Below are 20,261 nucleotides of genomic sequence, written 5' to 3'. Positions count from 1 at the left end.
TAGTGCGCTTGTTTAATTATGAATCACCGCCTAAATGATGGGGGAACAGTGCTCTATGAATAATTCAGGATTAAATATCTCGATAGTTCACTGACTTAATCCATTTAATATCGTCATAGAGGTCCTATACTACAACCAAACTGGAACTAATTTGCAGAAGATAGGTGATGATAAAGATGGCAAATATTTTTAGATCAAACGATATTCCAATGTCAGAAATCCTGGTAGCTATAAATAAGGGATTAAATCAATTGCCGGATTTCCAACGTGGCTGGGTATGGGATGATGATCGCATTAGGGCATTAATCGCCAGCATATCGAATTCTTATCCAGTCGGTGCACTAATGTTCTTGGAATATGGTGGTGATTCGATACGATTTAAGTATAAACCATTTAGTGGATCAAGTAGTAAGAACAAACCAGAGATTCTTGTTCTTGATGGACAGCAGAGGTTAACTTCAATTTTTGGTGCTATGTATTTTAGAGGCCCTATGCTTACGAAGACAAATAAGAATAAACAAATTAATCGCTACTATTATTTGGATATTGAAAAATGTTTGAACAGTACAATTGATAGAGTTGATGCAGTAATCTCGGTTCCAGAGGATAAAAAGATTAGATCAAATTTTGGGCGGAATATAGATCTTGATCTTTCTACAAAAGAAAATGAATTTAAGAATCATATGTTTCCACTAAATATTGTCTATGACATGATTGCCTGCACACAATGGCAAAACGAGTATCAAAAATTTCATAATTATGCGCCACAGATTCTCGATCGATACATGAATTTTAACGCAAAAATATTAGCACAAATTCAGGCTTACAAGGTTCCGGTAATTACATTAAGTAAGGAGACGCCGAAAGAAGCAGTTTGTCAGGTATTTGAAAATGTAAATACTGGAGGTGTCTCATTAACTGTTTTTGAGTTAATTACGGCTACATTTGCTGCGGATAACTTTGAATTGCGGAAAGACTGGGAAATGCGAAAAGAAAAGTTCATTCAGAAGTCTGCTTTATCTATTTCAAATAAAGCAGACGCCTTATTGTCTGATGTTTCATCTACAGATTTTTTAACATCGATAACACTACTGTCCAGATATTATTTGAGGCAAAATGGTGGCGAAGCAATAAGTTGTAAGAAAAAAGATGTACTTAAGTTAAAACTTAATGATTACAAAAAATATGCAGATCAATTAACTGAAGGCTTTCTTCAGAGTGCTAGCTTTCTTAAAGAACAGAGAATTTTCTCATCACGTGATCTGCCATATAGTACTCAGTTAATTCCAATGTCGGTTATATTTGCTGTTCTTGGTCCCATGGCTCAGGATGGTACGATTAAAGAAAAGATTTCGCGATGGTATTGGTGTGGTGTTTTCGGTGAAATGTATGGTGGAGCAAATGAAACAAGGTATGCAAGTGATGTTAGTGGCGTTTTAGGATGGATACATGATGGAAAAGAACCTGATACGGTACAGAGAGCATATTTTGAACCTACAAGACTTCTGTCCCTTCAAACACGGCAAAGTGCCGCTTATAAAGGAATTATGGCATTAATTTTAAAGAATCACTGTTGCGATTTTATTAGTGGCAGACAGATGGATTTTATAGTGTTCCTCGATGAAAGGACGGATATTCACCATATATTTCCGCGCGATTATTGTATCAAAAGAAAGATAGATAAAAAGAAATGGAATTCTATTGTTAATAAAACGCCATTGTTTGCTCGGACAAACAGGATAATTGGTGGGAACGCCCCTAGTGTTTATATGAAGAGGATCAAAGATAACGGTCATGTAGCGGAATCTCAGTTAGAAAGCAATGTTAGATCTCATCTAATTGATATTGATGATCTTAAAGTAGATGACTTTGATAAATATTTTTTAAAGAGAGCTAAATCGTTAATAAATTTAATTAGTAATGCTATGGGTAAAAAAGTTATCAACCTGAATGGTGAAGATGTTGTCTCTGCTTTCGGAGGTGCATTGGATTAAGCACTTTACCTGAAATGCCAAACTATATGGCTCTTCGCTAAAATCCGTAAATGGGACATAGTTTGGTAAAGTGATTTCCAAATAATCCATGAAAATCGGACAAGGAAACGGGTTCAGTTGTGAGCGATACGTGGTTCGTACTGATGCCTGTTCTTTTATTTGGGTGAGAAATCTAATTTTCCGGCAAGCAGGTAGACCATGGCGATGATATTCTTATCGGAGTGGTAGCCTCCTGCTCTCCGTTTCAGTGCCTGGAATAGGCTGTTGATGCCTTCCAATATCCTGTTGTTGAGTTGGGATTGGAATCACCTGACCACGCCGCATAATGCTTTTTCAGTGTCTTTGAGAGTTCCACCATGGGGGCCAGACGGGCTTGGGCACGTTAAAAAGGCTTCTTTGTATACTTTTAAATAAACATCCATCTTTTTTTGGCTTTCGTTAAAGATACAGTCATGAACATACCAGGGCTCTGTAATATGGAATAAGTTATCCAGGTCATTGAACTCTACTAACATTTGAAAACCACCTGTCATTTTTAATTAGGTAGTTTCCAGTAATTCCAGGTTCATTAATTTTAATCAGCGAAGAAGCTTAAATTATCGTCTGAAGGCTAATTTATTTTGTGATGAAGTTGCAGCTTCATTTCCTTTTTAGCATAAACAAAAAATGGGTACTGATAGATGAATTCTTCTATCAGTACCAGATAGTATAGAACCTTGTTTTTAAAAATTTAACTGATAAAGGGCAAGCCCGAAACAACAAGCAACTAAAAAAATGATGTTATAATTAATTTTGCATAGCGATATAAAAATTTGACAGAGTGAATTTACTATGCAAAAGTATCGGCGGCAACCGATGCTTTTTATTTTTGAAAGACATGTTGATCATCCTCATCAGTTAAATGATTATTTCGTAAAATCGACATTTTTAGTTTCCTTGATAGTGATTAAAGAAACGAAACAAGCGACAGCCATGATTCCGAGGTAAAGTCCAACAGACTGGATTCCCCAGGTGGCAGCTAGCCAGGTTGCAATTGTTGGTGTGAAAGCAGCACCTACAATTGCCGCCAGATTATAAGCAATTCCGGAACCTGAATAACGGACTTCAGTTTTGAATAATTCTGGCAAAATGGCACCGATTGGCCCAAAAGCAATCCCCATCAAAGCAAATCCAATGACTAAGAAAGCAGCAGCGCCGAAGAAATTCTGGTGACCTTGAAGTAAGTATGGAAAGACAACAGAAAAGACGATTAAAGCTACAGATGAAGAAATTAAAACTTTCCGCCGGCCTAATCTATCGGCATTTAACGAGGAAATCACAATAAATGCTGCAAATACGAAAACAGCCCCCATCAGTAAGAATAAATATTCACGGTTGGTAAATCCTAAATTGGTCGTTGCATATGCTAATGACCAGGTTGCCAGCGTATAAAAAAGGGTATAAGTAACAGATACAATAAATGTACCCTGGATAAACTGGCGCCAACCCGTTTTCAAAACGGTTAATAAAGGCGAGCGGGTAACCTTATTTTTCTTTTGTGATAATCGGAATAAAGGCGTCTCTTGCATTCTTGCTCTTACCCATAAGCCAACGATAACTAATAAAGCAGAAGTCAAAAATGGAACACGCCAACCAAAAGTGATCATTTGTTCCGGTGTTAAAATACTTTCAAGAACAAAGAATAAACCATTGCTTAAAAAGAAACCTAATGGAGCACCTAATTCTGGAAAAGCACCATATAAAGCACGTTTGTCAGCAGGAGCGTTTTCAGTTGCAACCAAAGCAGCACCTGACCACTCTCCTCCTAAACCAATTCCTTGAACAAAACGACATGTGCATAACAGTAAGACAGCTGTTAGTCCTAAAGTGTTATAACTTGGCAAGACCCCAATTAAGACGGTTGAAACGCCCATTAACAGGAGAGAAACAACTAAAGTATTTTTCCTACCCATCTTATCGCCAAAGTGACCAAAAACGAATGCTCCTAATGGCCTGGCAACAAAAGCAACACCAAAGGTAAGCAAGCTCAAAATAGTAGCAATTGTCGGTGTAACTTCAGGAAAGAAGACCTGCGGAAAATAAGCAGCAGCAGCGGTTCCGTAAGCGTAGAAATCAAAAAATTCGATGGCTGTTCCGATCATTGAAGCAAAGATAACGGTTTTAACTGAATCTCGTTTTAATGTTTCACCGCCAAATGATGCATCAACAACACTATTCATTAAAAAATCCCCCTAAGTAAAATTCTGATTTAACACCGAACTAAAAAAATATTTTCCCTGCCCCCTTTTACCATGATTAATAAAAGATAAAAAGAAAAGGGCCAGGAACCTTTGACAGTTCCTAGCCCTGCTAGCCCTGTCCGCTTTTTTGCGGACAACAACATGCAGCCCGCATTATTAAATAATAATGGCGCTGATAATAATAATTCGAATAATAGCTGCACGGGTTGCTAACATTTATGTTCACTCTTTTACTTTTAATTGTGAATTAATATACAACTCAATCAGAGATATGTCAAATATTTTCTGAATTTTATTTGGAATGAACATTTTTATGCTCAATAAAGGAGCCCCTCTTTGGTATGATTAATTTGCGAGAACCAAACATACAAGGTAAGGGGGACTTCCTCGTATGAACAGCGTAAAAAAAGTTGCTTCAGTTTAACAAAAAAATCAAAGCTGGCTTCTCAGGTGGGGGCTCTCAGCCGATCTCCTTCCCGGTCCAACCAATGCGTGGATGAGGAAACGGTTCAGTCGCTGGAAGCGGTCAACTAGGCTTATCTGGATCGGCTTCATGTCCTTCGTCCCAGCGCCAGGATGGTTCTCGATGTCGATTCGTCCAACTTTGAAACTTTTGGAAATCAAGAAGGATCAGCCTATAACGTTTAGAAAAAGTGTTTCAAAACGATGAACAAAAAGAGAACTTCCGGGCTGAATTAGAGCAGTGGGTTAAAAAGACGTATGACAGGCCTGGTGCCGGTGGGTGAGGGGAGACCTCACAATAAGTTGAATATTGTTCGTCTAAGATGTATGATTACGATCTGTGTTGAAACTTATGGTTAATACCCCAAACAGTGTTGTTCTTGAATAACAATGAGCGGATAAGCAAATTTAGCCAGCTGGGAGCGTGAAGCGCGCATGAACCATAAAATCGCATTGCTCTCTGATGTACATGGAAATACAACCGCATTGGAAGCAGTTATTGAAGACTCTATCCGCGAAAAAATCACTGACTATTGGTTTTTGGGCGATCTCATCATGCCCGGCCCCGGATCAGCTGATTTATTTGCTCTGTTAAAAAAAATCAATACCGCCGTTTATGTAAAGGGGAACTGGGAAGACTGCCTTCTCGAAGTACTGGAAGGAGAAGTTGACCTCAATGATCCATCAGATATTTATATTGCTAAACTTGTTCAGTACCAATGTCAAAGCTTAACAAGCGCCGAAATCGAGTTGCTGAAGCAGCTGCCGATACATACGACCAGGACAATTAATGGACTGAATATTAGTCTGACCCATAACCTGCCGGGTAAAAATTATGGCGGTGATCTGACACCGGATCAAACGCAACAAAATTTTGACCGCCTTTTTACTTCAAAAAATAGTGATGTTGCCGTTTACGGCCATGTGCATCATCAGATGTTGCGCTACAGCAGTGAGGATCAACTGATCATCAACCCGGGTTCCGTGGGGCAGCCCTATTTCAAACGGACGAAGCTTCGTGCTGATTTACGTGCTCAGTATGCCATTCTTGAAATTGATGAAAAGGGCATTCCGCAAGTAAGTTTCAAAAAGGTCAGCTACAGCCGAGATAAAGAAACAGACCGGGCAAAGCGGCAGGGGCTTCCCTATCTCAGTCTGTATAAAGAGCAATTGGAAACCGGTAAAACACATACGCATGACAAAGCATTTTTAAAAGAAATGAATCAGCGAAAGGGTTATGAACAGGATGTTATCGAGTTTCTAAAAAAATCAGATGAACCGGACGGGCAACACAGATAGGAGAATACGAAACAAACGAAGAGTCTGTATTGATACGATCTAATAAATGGCTGCTTTATTTCTGCTCTTTCATGTGCTCCTGAGTATCTTATTTGGGTTTGGACTGCTTGCCTCCCTGAGCATCAACTTTACAGGGACAGGTGAGACCGTTCAGCCCCAATAAATCCCGCGCTTTTTGATCCTTCTCATGTTTCCAGGTAATTTTCCAGGTCTGCATAAAAAAAGAAAAAAATTTCATTTTTGTTGCACGTTTAAACCTAATATGTTAAATTACTACTGCACTTAAATAGTTAATAAGGTTAATAATTAACTATATTAATTTTATGTCAAAATGAAGGGAGATCCAGCTATGAAAAATTTTACTCGATTGCTGATTATTAACATCATTGTGATCGTCATTCTGATTGGTGGCGGAGCAGCCGGTTACTACTATTATGATCAGGCAACCCATTATGTCAAAACGGATAATGCCGCAGTAAGCGGCCAGGTTATCTCTGTTGCTTCGCCTGCTTCCGGAAAACTGGTTAACTGGAGTGCTGCAGAAGGCAGGACTTTTGATGCCAATGAAACAATCGGCGATGTGGAAACAATGGGAGCCGATGGGAAAAAAGTTGAAGCTGCAGTAAAAATGCCGCAAAAGGCGACGATTGCGTTAAGCAATACAACCAAAAATGCATTCGCAGCCGCCGGAACGCAGCTTGCCCAAGCCTATAATCTGAATGAACTGTACGTGACAGCCAATGTCGATGAAAACGCAATTGAAAAGGTAAAAAAGGGACAAAAGGTTGATCTGAAAATTGACGCGTTCCCGGATACGGTATTTACCGGTAAAGTGGAGAAGATTGGAACAGCAACCGCCGCAACCTTCTCACTGATTCCGGGATCGAATAGTAATGGCAACTACACAAAAGTTGCGCAAGTCATTCCTGTGAGAATTTCAATTGACGACTACAAAGGTAATGATCTTCTTCCCGGCATGAATGTTACGGTAAAGATTCATATCTAATTTGAGAGGAGGGATTTGATGACATCATTCCTTTCTGTGTACATCGGGTGTGCACTCATTTTTCTTGTGTTTTTTAATTTTATTTTGCATCGTCGCCGGAAAAACAAACTGATGACGACTGCTGACCGTCTGACTGAACCGGGCACGGGAGAAGCTTCCCTGCACGTGTCTGGCGAAAAGCATGACAGCGGGTCACATGCTTCGAGAAGGCGAATCGTGCAGAACTCTGCTAAAGTGGACTGTGCAGAGCGTCCGGGAAACCCTGCCTTAAGCGCACAGGGGGCGTCAGGTCATCACGCTTCGATTATTCTGGTCCTGATTCTGGGCGCTTTTGTTGCGCTGCTGAACCAGACGCTCATGAATGTGGCTCTGCCTAAGATGATGGTCGATTTGAATATTTCGACCAGCACGGCGCAATGGATCACCACCGGGTATATGCTGGTCAATGGGGTTCTGATCCCGATTACCGCCTATTTAATGGAAACTTTTACAACTCGGAAGCTCTTTATCTCAGCGATGACTCTGTTCTCGCTGGGAACGCTTGTCTGTGCTCTGTCGCCTGACTTCATCATTTTGATGTGTGGGCGCGTGATTCAGGCGATTGGTGCCGGAATTATCATGCCGCTGATGACCAATGTTTTCCTGACCATTTTCCCGCCTGAAAAACGTGGCGGAGCAATGGGTCTGATGGGTGTCGCCATGATCTTCGCGCCTGCAATTGGGCCAACACTTTCCGGGTATATTGTGGAACATTTTACATGGCGGGTCTTATTCTGGATCGTGCTCCCGTTTGGCATTGTTGATGTCCTGTTTGCCCTCACCTATCTGAAAAACGTCGGACGCCGCTCATTTCCAAAGCTTGACCTTCCGGGTGTTGTTCTGTCAACGATTGGTTTCGGCGGCATCCTGTATGCGTTCAGTGAAGCAGGAAACAAAGGCTGGGAAGATAGCGTCGTATTAGTAACCCTTATCGTCGGTGTCATCGCACTGATTCTGTTTGTCTGGCATGAACTGTTTATGGATACGCCACTGCTTAATATGCGCGTTTTTCAATACAAAATATTTACTTTCACGACAATCGTTAATATACTAGTGACGATGGCGATGTTTGCCGCAATGATTCTGCTTCCGATCTATCTGCAGAACATCCGCGGATTTACACCACTTCAATCCGGACTGCTTCTGCTACCCGGCGCATTGCTCATGGGCGTCATGTCGCCAATTACCGGGATACTATTTGATCGGATCGGATCGCGACCGCTCGCTGTAATCGGTCTTGCGGTGACTATTATTACAACCTGGGCGTTTGGACATTTAAGCGATACGACGACGTACGGCTGGATTATGTTTCTCTATACGGGGCGAATGTTCGGTATGTCGCTTTTGATGATGCCGATCATGACAGAAGGGCTGAATGATCTGCCTCGAGCGTTGAACAGTCATGGAACGGCTATGTCCAATACGATGCGGCAGGTTGCCGGTTCGCTTGGTACGGCTTTCCTGGTTACCGTCATGACGAATCGAACGACATTGCATATCGGCGACTATGCAAATCAGGTTGCTTCAAGTAATCATCCGTTTATGCAGCAGCTTCAGAATTCCAGCCTTGTGCTGTCTGCAACGGATCACGTTTCTGCGGTACAGGGGCAGCATACCGTACTGCAGCTGCTTGAAATGAAGGTTCAGCAGCTGGCAACGATTCAGGGTATTAATGATGCCTTTATTGTCGCTACCATGCTGACGGTCATTGCCTGGGTGCTCGCATTCTTTATTAAACGAGCAAATTCGCGGCAAAGAGCTGAGATCAGTCCGACTATGACCAGAAAATAAGGGAAGCAGGTGTCTCTCACGGACAGAGAATCCAGAATTCATACAATTGAAAGCCAGTTTGCTATTTTTATCCGACGTTATCGGCGGTCAATGAATGAACTTCAGAGCAGCGAGCTGACTGCTCACGAATTCTCGTTCCTGTCTCATCTCCATAGACATGGTCAGGAAACCTCATCGCATATTGCGAAGGCATTCGATGTCTCTCCCAGTTATGCAACGACCGTCATCGACAAACTGATTCGATGCGGCTACGTGATCCGCCAGCGATCTAAAAGGGATCGGAGAAAAGTCCTGTTGACAGTAACTGAGGACGGCGTTGCACTTTATTACCAGTTGAGGTCTGTTCGTGAGGACTACATGCGTAAAGTTTTCCATAAACTTAATGATCAGGAACTAAATCAGTTGTCTGATCTGATTGCTAAATTGATTGAATAATGAATACCGCCTCCGAAATGGCCTGAATAAATCACATAGATCGGGCAGGAGGAAAATCATACCACCGTACGTACGGATCTGTATACGGCAGTTCCATCATCTTCAGGCATACGCTCATACCGGGTAGCCCCATCATCGGGCTCCAGTATGAGCGTTTTGTTAATCACAGCCCGCCCAATTAAATAAGCAGGCCTTGCCGTTATGCGTTCTTTCCATGAAATAACATTTTTCATGATTCACCCTCCCAGGTTATTATGAATGACTCGATGAAGCGTCTTAAAAACAAAAGTAAACACCTGCATTAAACGTTTACATAGATAATTTAAGTTGTTATAAGGGAACATTCCTTAATGTCTGGTCATGTTTGACGCCAATCTAATCTGGAAAACATATAAAACAATGCGCTTTCTTTCAAAAAAGCTTGACAAAGCGGGAAAAAGTCTGTATTTTAACCGTTGAGTAAACGTTTTCAAAAAAGGTGATCCCATGAATGCGACGATTAAAGACGTTGCACGTGCCGCAAATGTTTCCATTGCGACCGTCTCACGAATCTTGAATAATCAGCCCGGTTACAGTTTGAAAACAAAACAACGCGTGCTCAAAGTGATCAAGGACCTGAACTATCAGCCAAATGCTGTTGCCAGAGGATTGATCAATAAAAAAACGAGAACGCTCGGGATTCTCGTTCCAAATGTATCGAGTATGTTTTCCTCTTCACTTCTAAAGGGGGTTGAGGATGCTGCTTATACCAGAGGTTACAGTGTGATCATCTGTCATACGGCAAACAGTGGTGTGCGGACAATGGATTACCTGCATGTTTTGAAAGAAAAACGGGTGGACGGTCTGCTTTTTACCAGTGAAGTTCTAAGGGACGCATATTACGATGAGATTAGAAGGATGGGCATTCCGCTTGTATTGCTGGCGACGCAGTCCCTGAAATATTCCATTCCCTACGTGAAAGTGGATGACCGGATGGCAACCTATCATGCAGCCAGTTATCTGATCGGAAAGGGTCATACAAGAATTGGGATGATCAGCGGGAATAAGGAGGATCGCATTGCCGGGCAGCCGAGGATCGACGGATTTATCCAGGCATTGAAGGATCACAACCTGCCCTTTAATGAGAATCAGATTGTCTATGGCCCTAATTTTTATTTTGATGATGGACAAAGACTCTTGCCTGAATTGCTCAGAAAAAACAGTGGGTTAACGGCCGTATTGGCGGCGAGCGATTTTATGGCTGTCGGGGCACTGTCCGCTGCTTATTCCTCAGGTCTGCGCGTTCCTGATGATTTATCCATTATCGGTTATGATAATCTGGAAATTGCGAAGATGTCGATACCCCCATTAACGACAGTGGAACAGCCGCTTTTTCAAATCGGCCGTGTCGGCGGCGGGATGCTGATTGACATTATTGAAGGCAAAGAACATGTCGAAGGGCGAATTATGGGACATCAGATCATTGAGCGGCAAACGGTCAGAGATCTGGCAAAATAGTATGCCGATTGCCGAGCTGTCATGAATCATTTCCGGTTACCCAAGTGACAATTGGTCGGGAGATCAGGTTAAGTGCCCGATCTGATCAATAGACGGAAAAATTTCTCTTAATGGGAAAATTTCCCCTTATGGTTCCCCGGAACGCGCTCCATTCTCCATGGTAACCGGAAAATTCCCGCTTATTGCTTAAATAAAAATCAGAATGCTTCTTGAAAAAGAAGTGAGATGATCTCAAAAAATACAGAAGCCCCTCATTTAGAGGTGTGACGCTGAACCGTAGGGCGAAATGTATTGGCACCTGCGGGAGTGCTGGCCAAGGGAGTCTCCTGCCAGTGCTGATGCAACCTAATCCGGCGGAAGTAAAGACCGGACGCATCCCGGTTTTTCTAATAAACAAAATACCTGTGGATTATAAGGTTCGATGCTTGTTTAGAAACAGCGTCACAAATCGGATAACCTTGTCACGATCGTCGCCCTGACAAATATGATGCCGCGCGTGCGGCAGATAGTGTAGTTCTTTTTCTTCCGAAGCAGCCGCGTGAAAAATCAGTTTAGCGCTTTTCGGATCGATCGTTTCATCCCGTTCACCGTGAATGATACACAGTGGGACATGAAGATTGTGAAAAATCCGTTTGGCCTGCCTGACAACTTTGTGAAACTGAAAGACATTGGCAAGCGGGACCTTTTGAGTGAATGGTGAATCATATTCTTCCGGTTTCCCTTTTTTCCGTTGATGAAATCTTTCCCACCTCATTTTGAAAACGTGAGGGGTCAGCACATAAACAGCTGGAGAAAGCAGGACCAGAGAAGAGATCGGATACCTGGAGGCCGTAATCGAGGCGATCATCGCACCCATGGAAAAGCCAATCAGATGAATCTCTCTCTTGTCGTCTTCTGCCCGTGTAACAATTTTTTCAATCGCCTGCAGCCAGTCCGGCGCAGTGCTCCTTTCCATACGCTTTTTTTCTCGATCATGCCCGGGCAAAAGCGGCGTGATGACGTCAAACCCGGAGTGTTCAAGTGCGCGGGCCAGCGGTTCCACTTCCCACGGGTTTCCGGCGAACCCATGGATAACGATACACAAGGGTTGCTTCATTTAATCACTTCCTCACGCACTTAGTCTGCCGTGTCCACGCTGAATCATTCCCGGTTGTCACAAAATATCTGGATAGAAGCGTAACGTTTGGGGAAAATAGGGGCAATTCATTTCTCTGAGGTGACCGGGCGATGCCCTATTTCCAGGCAGATGACTGCCAACTCTACTACACTGTTCAGGGCCAGGGGATCCCGATTCTTTTTGTTCATCCTCCGTTGCTGACCCATTTCAACTTTTTAAATCAAATGAAGGAACTATCCAGGGATTATCAAATCATTACTTTTGACATACGCGGTCATGGAAGAAGTTCAGCAACGGACGAGACCCTGACTTACCCGCTCATCGCGGATGATATGCTGCATTTGCTCGATCATCTGAACATTCGTAAAGCCTATATCTGCGGTTATTCAACCGGGGGATCAATTGCGCTGGAGTTTTTCCTGAAGTACCAGAACCGGGCAATGGGCGGCATCCTGGTCAGCGGCCTGTCTGAAGTCAGCAACTGGTCATTAAAAAGCAAACTGGTTCTGGCAGGGACGCTTGCGCGGATAAGAGCACTTTCTTTATTAGGCTTTTATATTGCCGGAACGAATATGAATACACTCTCTTCGTTTTGGAAAATGCTGCGGGAAGAACGACAGGGATCAGGCAAAAACGTGGCCGAGTACTATTACTACAGTCTGTCCTACACCTGCACCCGTCAATTGGATCAGATTCAACTGCCGATATTACTGGTCTTCGGACTTAAAGATCGCGGCTTTTTTCGTTACGCGAAAGTACTGCATGAACAACTGCCGCATAACGAACTGAAATGGATTCAAAACGTCAAACACCAGATTCCGACAAAAGCAGCGTCAGAACTAAACGGCTACATCAGACAGTTTATTAAATAATAAGGCAGTTAACGATGGCGCCGCTCGATGAAAATTTCGATCCCCCTGCAATGTCGACCACATCGCACCAGATTTCCGATTGTCTCATAAGATAAAAATCAACTTTAGTCAAATGTCATCTTGCAAAGGTGAAGAATTTTTATTAATATCTAATTAGATGTATAACTAATTAGAGGTGATTCGATGCAGTTTAATCGAATGATTACTTTTTACAAAGCAATGGGTGATCCCACGCGGCTGCGGATTGTTGCCCTCCTGCGCGATCAAAAGCTTCATGGCCAGGCGATTGCCGGCAAGCTGGGTTTGAAGCCGCCGACCATTACCCACCACATCGATAAATTACGTGAGGCGGGTCTCATCAGGGAAAGTCGGGTCAAAAATACCATTTATTTTTCTTTAGAGAAAAAAGTTCTGGAAGGTCAGGCGAAAGCACTATTATCATTTGGAAAGGGGAAACCGTCAATGCTGCCGGAAGTCACTGAAGAGGAACGTGTAAAAATACTGGACGCCTTTTTTAATGCCGATGGCTCGTTAAAGACCATTCCTGCGCAACGAAAAAAACGAATGGTGGTGATGGCGCAGCTTGTCAAAGGGCTGAAATATGGAAAGGCCTATTCTGAAAAGGAAATCAGCACTTATCTCAGGAAGTTTTATGCGGATTATGCCACACTGCGCCGCGAACTGATTGTCTATCAGTTTATGTATCGAAAGAACAGTATTTATGAGATGAATCCACCGGAACTGTGGGGGTGATGACGCAGGTGGGCAGGAGCTTTGAAATGGCGTCTGTCTGACCCTTTTCGTTGCACCAGACTTATCCTTTTTCCCACAAACCTGCATTTTTCGATTATAATTAACGAAACAACACGCCGGGGTGAATATGATGTGGCATGTACGCTATGTTACGGCTGGTGAAGAGGAAATAAGGTATAAACTTAGAGAAGCAGGAGATGCCTCATCAACGGATGTTTTGGTGCTGATTCATGGACTTGCGTGGACCGGCGAAGTCTGGACATTGATTGAAAAGCGTTTGCGCGGCGTACGCATCATTGCCCCGGACATGCCGGGAAACGGAGTCAGTGAGCCGAGCTCGAGCTATTCATTTGACTTGTTATCGGATCAATTGTCCGATTTGCTCGATCAGCTTCATGTGCGGCGTGTTTGGCTCGTCGGACACTCGTGGGGCGCCAATCTGGCCATGTATTTCGCTACACATGATTCGAAACGCGTGCGCAGCTTAATGCTTGTCGACGCCGGATACCTCAATTACCAGGAGTGGCCGGGGATGACATGGGAAGACTTTTCGAACTTTTCTTTTCCTGAGGCATTGCTGCGCAATATGGAGAGGTTCATCAATGATCAAAAGCAGGATACACCCTATTGGAATGCTGACGTTGAAAACGCGGTTCGGGATATTGTCCATGAAACGAAGGATGGACGCGTGGCTTTCAACTGTCCGGTAGAGACAAAACAGGCATGCGCACAGGCTTTGTGGACATTTCATCCTCATGATGTTGTCGCGCAATTAACGATTCCCGTCACACTTGTTATTGCAAAATCCGCCGCAGAAAGTGATGAACAGGTCGATGCCTATAAGAAACATGCGATGGATCAATTTCTCGCACATGCGAAACAAGGACGCTGCGTCATGATGAAAAATACATCCCATATGGTGATGCTTGAGCGTCCGAATGAACTGGCTGAGGAGATTAAAACGATGTTTGCCGGGTGACCTTAGACTCAGATCCCATTCAGTTTCCCGGACCATAAAAAGGTGATACAATGAAGCAATGTCAGGGACAAAAATTATGAAGAAAAGTGATTGATCATGAACATAGCTGTATTTGATTCCGGCATTGGCGGCATGACCGTCCTGCATCAGATCAGAAAACTGATGCCGAACGAAAATTTTCTCTATTATGCGGATACGGCGCATCTTCCGTATGGAGAAAAGCCGAAAAATGAATTGAAAAAGTATATTTTTGAAGCTGCTGACTTCCTGGTTGCCCGTGACATTAAGGCACTGGTGGTGGCCTGTAATACGGCAACGAGTGCAGCGATCGAAGACTTGCGCCAAAATTATTCAATTCCGATTATCGGCATTGAACCGGCTGTCAAACCGGCAGTGATTGAAAGCCAGTCGGAGATGAAAAAAGTTCTGGTGATGGCGACGCGGCTGACGCTGAAGGAAGAAAAATATCACCGTCTGGTCGAACGGATTGATAAGCATGATATTGTTGACCCGCTGCCGATGCCGAAACTGGTTGAATTTGCGGAAGCATTCGATTTTAAACCGGAGGATATTGTTCCTTATTTACAGAAACAACTGCAACCGTTTGATTTGAACCAGTACGGTACGGTGGTGCTTGGCTGCACCCATTTTCCCATTTTTAAAGACATCATTCAGCAGCAATTCCCCAAAGAAACACATGTGATTGACGGTGGGCTCGGAACTGCACTGAATCTGAAGCATACGCTGGAAAGACTGCATCAGATTGGCGGAGGAAGCGGCAGGATCACCTACTTCAAGTCCGGTGTAGAGGTTAAAGACACAGAAACTCTGGCGCATTATGATCAGCTGTTGAAAAAACTGGATGCCATGCCCTGATTACATTATTGAAGGAATAAAGCAATCTGCTCTGAATCGGCGGATTGCTTTTTTTCAGCTTTGGTGTATTAAACAGAAAATTAATAAAATTTTTTAATTATTGACAAGTATATTTATTATGGATATAATAGTTTTATACTTAATATGTTAGCGATTTCATATTTCCCCGCCAGCTTGTAGCAGGCCCCTGAAGTCATTCGTATTGATCTGATATCCTGTATTCAATCCAGCTCCTTTTACTGAGCTGGGTTTTGTACATAACGAACGCCTGAAAATGCTTTTCTTCAACATTCATTCGAGTAGAAAATAAGGGATGGTTCTTATGCTGCGCTTTGTCTTGAAAAGATTTTTTGCCATGCTCTTAACTTTATGGGTCATTGCGACATTGACCTTTCTGCTCATGCATGCGATCCCGGGGTCACCCTTTAATAACATAAACGGAAAGGTATTGAGTGATGCTGCAGTAAAAAATCTTGAAGCGCATTATCATATTGATCAGCCGCTCCCGGTTCAGTATCTCATCTATCTTAAGTCCATTGCAACATTTACATATGGTCCGTCGATCAAACAGCCTGCGCAAACCGTGAATGATTTGCTTGGACGAGGGTTTCCGGTTTCATTTGAGCTGGGCATGTGGTCGCTTGCCGTCGCCGTGATATCAGGGGTTATTCTCGGTATTTTTGCCGCATTAAAGCATAATGGCCTGATTGATTATCTGGCCATGACCCTGGCTGTTCTGGGCATTTCAATTCCAAATTTTGTTCTGGCCACACTGCTGATCCAGGAATTTGCCGTGAATCTTCATTTGCTTCCGGCCGGCACATGGCAGGGGTTCTCGTACATGATTATGCCGATTATCGCGCTTGCGACCGGTCCGATGGCAATCATTGCGCGGCTGATCCGGTCCAGCATGCTTGAAGTGCTGACTCAGGATTATATTCGGACCGCCCGTGCTAAAGGGCTGCCGCCGTTTATTATCGTAACGAAGCATGCGTTGAAAAATGCGCTGCTACCCGCGGTAACGGTGCTTGGCACCCTGGCGGCAAGCATTTTGACCGGCACATTTGTCATTGAGAAAATTTTTGCTATCCCCGGTATGGGCAAATACTTTGTTGACAGCATCAATTCCAGAGACTACCCCGTCATTATGGGAACGACGATGTTCTACAGCGCCCTTTTGATCTTTATGCTCTTTCTCGTCGATCTCGCCTACGGCTGGCTTGATCCGCGAATTAAGCAGAGCAAGGAGGGGAGCCAATGATTCGTGCAAATGATCTGCAGGAAAAGATCACGGCGCAAAATGTTCCGGAAGCATGGTTTCGCCGTCTTGATCGCAAAAAAACGGTACAGCAGTCGCTTGTGCGGCCAGGTACTTCCTATTGGCGTGATGCCTGGATTCAGCTTACAAAAAATAAATTAGCGATGCTGGGCCTGGGTTTCCTGATTTTTCTCATGATTGCTGCCCTTTTTGGACCAGTTGTCTCCCCATACTCTGTGACGGCACAGCATCTGACTTTGCAGAATCTGTCCCCCTCGGCCGATCACTGGTTCGGTACCGATGAACTTGGACGCGATGTATTTACCCGGACCTGGTACGGGGCGCGAATTTCACTGTTCGTCGGCATTGTTGCCGCTCTGGTTGATCTCCTGATCGGTGTGGCCTATGGCGGAATCTCCGGCTATATCGGCGGGAAAACAGATCTTGTTATGATGCGAATCATTGAGATCCTTTACGGGCTGCCTTATCTTCTGGTCGTCATATTACTGATGGTTGTCATGGGCCCAAGCTTATTAACGATTATCGTCGCACTGACGGTTACAGGCTGGACGGGCATGGCACGCATTGTCAGAGGCCAGGTGCTTCAATTAAAAAATTATGAATTTGTCACGGCATCCAGATCATTTGGAAGCAGGCCCTGGCGCATTGTTCAAAAAAATCTGATTCCCAATACCATGGGTCCGATTATTGTTCAAATGACGTTAACCGTTCCATCGGCCATTTTTTCCGAAGCCTTTTTAAGTTTTCTCGGATTAGGCGTCCAGGCGCCCTTTGCAAGCTGGGGCGTCATGGCAAATGACGGATTGTCGGCACTGCTTGCCGGTTATTGGTGGCGCCTGTTTTTCCCGGCCCTCTTTATTTCATTAACGATGTTTGCATTTAATATTCTTGGTGACGGCCTGCAGGACGCACTCGATCCGAAGTTAAGGAGATGACCCCCTTTGAAAAAATCATCGGATAAGCTGCTGGAAGTGAGGGACCTGCATGTTTCTTTTCAAATTCATGGCGGAAAAGTCCATGCGGTTCGCGGTGTTCATTTTGATATAGCCCGGGGAGAGACGCTGGCGATCGTTGGCGAATCAGGATGCGGTAAGAGCGTTACGTCACTTGCGATAATGGGTCTGATCCCAAAATCGCATGGGGAGATGATTACCGGATCGATTCGATTCAGAGGTACGGAGCTGACGACGTTATCAGCAAAGAAGATGCGCCGTATTCAGGGCGCGGATATTTCGATGATCTTTCAAGACCCGATGACCGCGCTGAATCCAACCTTAACGATTGGTTCTCAGCTGACTGAAGGGATCATCTACCAAAAGAAAATAGCACATCAGGCCGCCTGGCAAAAAGCCACTGAGATGCTTGAACGGGTCGGCATAGCAAATGCAGAGCAGCGCATGAAACAATACCCGCATCAATTCAGCGGCGGGATGAGGCAGCGCATTGTCATTGCCATGGCCCTGATCTGTAAGCCGAGTCTCATTATTGCCGATGAACCGACCACAGCACTTGATGTCACGATTCAAGCGCAAATCCTGGAGTTGTTCGATCAAATTCAGGAAGAGACAAACGTCTCCATGATCATGATCACGCATGATTTAGGGGTCGTTGCCAAAACCGCAGATCGCGTGGCGGTGATGTATGCAGGAAAAATTGTCGAGATGGGCAACAAACGCGATATTTTCTATCACGCCCGGCATCCCTACACGCAGGCATTACTCAATACGATTGTCCGTCTCGACCTGCCTTCGGACACATTAAAGCCGATTGAAGGGGCGCCGCCGGATTTATTTGCGCCGCCGCAAGGGTGTTCATTTTGCGACAGATGTCCTTATGCCATGGAAGTTTGCCGTCATGTTCAACCGCCTGTGACTGCAGTAAATGATCATCATACTGCGGATTGCTGGCTTTTAGATAAAAGAGCCGGTGCCATTCGGCAAAAGGTTGAAACCGGTTAAAATGCGGGAGGGATTGATTTGAAAAAGGGGTTTAAGAACAGCCTGATGCTGGCGCTGGCTTTATTACTCGTGTTTGTGCTCGGCGCGTGTACAGCCAAACCCAATGCGTCAAATGAAAAATCAGATGGCAAGCAGGTTTTGAAATTGAACAATGGCGCAGAGCCGACATCGTTTAATCCACCAATCGGCTTCGATGCACAATCGTGGAATGCGCTGAACAACCTGATGGAAGGGCTGACACGTCTCGGTAAGGATCACGAACCGCATCCGGCATCTGCTGAAAAGTGGGATGTTTCTCCGGATGGCAAAACCTATACCTTCCATATTCGCAAAGACGCAAAGTGGGATAACGGTGATGACCTGACGGCCGGAGATTTTGAATACGCATGGAAACGACTCTTAAATCCGGAAACCGGCTCACCGGCCGCCTTTCTCGGCTACCTCATTGAAGGCGGCGAAGCCTATAATTTGAAAAAAGGCTCCGCTGATGATGTACAAGTAACAGCCGTTGATGACAAGACGTTAAAGGTTACGCTGACCGCACCGCAGTCTTATTTTCTGAATATGATTTCGAACCCGGCGTTCTTCCCGGTGAATCAAAACGTTGCTGAAAAAAATCCCAAATGGTACGCGGAAGCAAAGACATTTACAGGAAATGGCCCATTTAAGCTCGCTTCCTGGAAACATGATTCAAACATGGTCTTTAAAAAGAGCACGACATACTGGGACAAGAAAAGTGTCAAACTGGACGAAGTCGACTGGGCAATGGTTAACGATACCAACACTGAGTATCAGATGTACCAAACCGGAGAACTCGATTCGGCAAGCGTACCGCCGGATCTGGCCGATCAGTTGTTTAAAGAAGGAAAAGTCAAAGTAGAACCACAGGCCGGAACTTATTTCTTCAGCATGAATGTGAAGATGAAGCCCTTTGATAATGCCAAAATCAGAAAAGCGTTTGCGCTTGCCGTTGACAATAAGCAAATTGTCGATTATGTCGTGAAGCAAAAGAATGATCCGGCATACGGTTTTGTTTCTCCCGGATTTAAGGACCCGGGCGGAGAGGATTTCCGCAAGTCTAATGGCAATCTCTATAAATATGACCCTTCAGAAGCGAAAAAACTGCTGGCAGAAGGGATGAAAGAAGAAGGCTACAAGACGCTGCCGCCGGTCACGCTGACGTACAACACAACCGATATCAATAAGGCAGTTGCCGAAGCGGTTCAGGAAATGTATAAGAAAAATCTCGGCGTATCGGTGAAACTGGCCAACATGGAATGGAATGTTTATGGGGTGGATCAGAAGAAGGGCAAATTCCAGTTCTCCCGCGGCTCTTTCCTGGCGGATTACGGCGATCCGATCAACTTCCTGGAAAACTTCATCACCGGCATGCCGATGAACAGCATGCAGTGGAGCAACAAGGAATACGATCAGCTGATTAAACAGGCGAAGACTGAGAAAGACGATGCGAAGCGATATGCCCTGATGTATCAGGCTGAAAAACTGTTAATGAACGAGATGCCGCTCTTCCCGGTTTATTTCTACAACCAGGGTGAACTGCAGAATAGCAAGGTGAAAGGAATTGTTCGTCATCCGGTAGGCTACATGGAATTGAAATGGGCAACCAAATCAAACTGACGATGCGTTAACGCAAGGAAAGTCAA

The 20,261-nt window shown here is 44.2% G+C and carries 18 protein-coding genes and 1 pseudogene; 14 read left to right on the top strand and 5 right to left on the bottom strand.

The features are described from left to right. Positions 1–176: 176 nt before the first annotated feature. Positions 177–1,994: a DUF262 domain-containing protein gene (locus tag ABNN70_RS02240; protein WP_353948615.1), complete on the top strand. Its 1,818-nt coding sequence runs from the start codon at positions 177–179 to the stop codon at positions 1,992–1,994. Between the two features lie 155 nt (positions 1,995–2,149). Here the strand turns inward: ABNN70_RS02240 and ABNN70_RS02235 are convergent. The 3 genes and pseudogenes from ABNN70_RS02235 to ABNN70_RS02225 all read right to left on the bottom strand — a co-directional run. Then, positions 2,150–2,314, bottom strand: a pseudogene (locus tag ABNN70_RS02235) (transposase); the annotation flags it as partial. Continuing rightward, complete coding sequence (locus ABNN70_RS02230) at positions 2,300–2,509, bottom strand: hypothetical protein (protein ID WP_353949473.1); 210 nt, start codon at positions 2,507–2,509, stop codon at positions 2,300–2,302. The pseudogene ABNN70_RS02235 and the gene ABNN70_RS02230, both read right to left, overlap by 15 nt. Before the next feature lie 390 nt (positions 2,510–2,899). After that, positions 2,900–4,213: an MFS transporter gene (locus ABNN70_RS02225; protein WP_353948614.1), complete on the bottom strand. Its 1,314-nt coding sequence runs from the start codon at positions 4,211–4,213 to the stop codon at positions 2,900–2,902. Positions 4,214–5,131: 918 nt separating this feature from the next. On the opposite strand from ABNN70_RS02225, the gene ABNN70_RS02220 reads away from it, so the two are divergent. The 4 genes from ABNN70_RS02220 to ABNN70_RS02205 all read left to right on the top strand — a co-directional run bounded on the left by ABNN70_RS02220 (position 5,132) and on the right by ABNN70_RS02205 (position 9,266). After that, the gene (locus ABNN70_RS02220; protein ID WP_129929322.1) at positions 5,132–5,995 is read left to right on the top strand and encodes a metallophosphoesterase family protein; all 864 of its coding nucleotides are present in this window, start codon (positions 5,132–5,134) and stop codon (positions 5,993–5,995) included. 349 nt (positions 5,996–6,344) lie between these two features. Next, on the top strand, positions 6,345–7,001 hold the full coding sequence (locus ABNN70_RS02215) for an HlyD family efflux transporter periplasmic adaptor subunit (RefSeq protein ID WP_353948613.1): 657 nt from the start codon (positions 6,345–6,347) through the stop codon (positions 6,999–7,001). An 18-nt stretch (positions 7,002–7,019) separates the two neighbouring features. Next, on the top strand, positions 7,020–8,831 hold the full coding sequence (locus tag ABNN70_RS02210) for a DHA2 family efflux MFS transporter permease subunit (protein ID WP_353948612.1): 1,812 nt from the start codon (positions 7,020–7,022) through the stop codon (positions 8,829–8,831). A gap of 9 nt (positions 8,832–8,840) precedes the next feature. Beyond that, complete coding sequence (locus ABNN70_RS02205; RefSeq protein ID WP_353948611.1) at positions 8,841–9,266, top strand: MarR family transcriptional regulator; 426 nt, start codon at positions 8,841–8,843, stop codon at positions 9,264–9,266. A gap of 56 nt (positions 9,267–9,322) precedes the next feature. On the opposite strand, the gene ABNN70_RS02200 is transcribed toward ABNN70_RS02205, so the two are convergent. After that, positions 9,323–9,499, bottom strand: coding sequence for a hypothetical protein (locus tag ABNN70_RS02200; protein WP_353948610.1), 177 nt, complete (start codon positions 9,497–9,499; stop codon positions 9,323–9,325). Positions 9,500–9,752: 253 nt separating this feature from the next. Here ABNN70_RS02200 and ABNN70_RS02195 point away from each other — a divergent pair, with 253 nt between their 5' ends. Continuing rightward, positions 9,753–10,763: a substrate-binding domain-containing protein gene (locus tag ABNN70_RS02195; RefSeq protein ID WP_353948609.1), complete on the top strand. Its 1,011-nt coding sequence runs from the start codon at positions 9,753–9,755 to the stop codon at positions 10,761–10,763. 409 nt (positions 10,764–11,172) lie between these two features. Here ABNN70_RS02195 and ABNN70_RS02190 read toward each other — a convergent pair whose 3' ends face one another. Next, positions 11,173–11,859: an alpha/beta fold hydrolase gene (locus ABNN70_RS02190; protein ID WP_353948608.1), complete on the bottom strand. Its 687-nt coding sequence runs from the start codon at positions 11,857–11,859 to the stop codon at positions 11,173–11,175. 131 nt (positions 11,860–11,990) lie between these two features. Here ABNN70_RS02190 and ABNN70_RS02185 point away from each other — a divergent pair, with 131 nt between their 5' ends. From ABNN70_RS02185 to ABNN70_RS02150, 8 genes are all read left to right on the top strand, one after another. Next, positions 11,991–12,752, top strand: a complete 762-nt coding sequence (locus tag ABNN70_RS02185; protein WP_353948607.1) for an alpha/beta hydrolase — start codon at positions 11,991–11,993, stop codon at positions 12,750–12,752. 183 nt (positions 12,753–12,935) lie between these two features. Further along, entirely contained in the window at positions 12,936–13,505 is a 570-nt protein-coding gene (locus ABNN70_RS02180) for a metalloregulator ArsR/SmtB family transcription factor (protein WP_353948606.1), read from the top strand. A 130-nt stretch (positions 13,506–13,635) separates the two neighbouring features. Next, a complete protein-coding gene (locus ABNN70_RS02175) occupies positions 13,636–14,484 on the top strand; it encodes an alpha/beta hydrolase (RefSeq protein WP_353948605.1) in 849 nt (282 codons plus the stop codon). Positions 14,485–14,580: 96 nt separating this feature from the next. Then, a complete protein-coding gene (gene murI, locus ABNN70_RS02170; RefSeq protein WP_353948604.1) occupies positions 14,581–15,360 on the top strand; it encodes a glutamate racemase in 780 nt (259 codons plus the stop codon). Between the two features lie 322 nt (positions 15,361–15,682). After that, on the top strand, positions 15,683–16,621 hold the full coding sequence (locus ABNN70_RS02165; RefSeq protein ID WP_129929331.1) for an ABC transporter permease: 939 nt from the start codon (positions 15,683–15,685) through the stop codon (positions 16,619–16,621). After that, a complete protein-coding gene (locus ABNN70_RS02160) occupies positions 16,618–17,574 on the top strand; it encodes an ABC transporter permease (RefSeq protein ID WP_129929332.1) in 957 nt (318 codons plus the stop codon). Before ABNN70_RS02165 ends, ABNN70_RS02160 begins: the two co-directional genes overlap by 4 nt. Positions 17,575–17,580: 6 nt before the next feature. After that, on the top strand, positions 17,581–18,597 hold the full coding sequence (locus ABNN70_RS02155) for an ABC transporter ATP-binding protein (protein WP_353948603.1): 1,017 nt from the start codon (positions 17,581–17,583) through the stop codon (positions 18,595–18,597). A 45-nt stretch (positions 18,598–18,642) separates the two neighbouring features. Then, a complete protein-coding gene (locus tag ABNN70_RS02150) occupies positions 18,643–20,235 on the top strand; it encodes a peptide ABC transporter substrate-binding protein (RefSeq protein ID WP_353949359.1) in 1,593 nt (530 codons plus the stop codon). Positions 20,236–20,261 lie beyond the last annotated feature (26 nt).

This window comes from Sporolactobacillus sp. Y61, from assembly GCF_040529185.1.
Lineage (GTDB): Bacteria > Bacillota > Bacilli > Bacillales > Sporolactobacillaceae > Sporolactobacillus.
The sequence above is the reverse complement of the archived record's forward strand: the minus strand, read 5'-3'. Positions and strand labels throughout refer to the sequence as shown.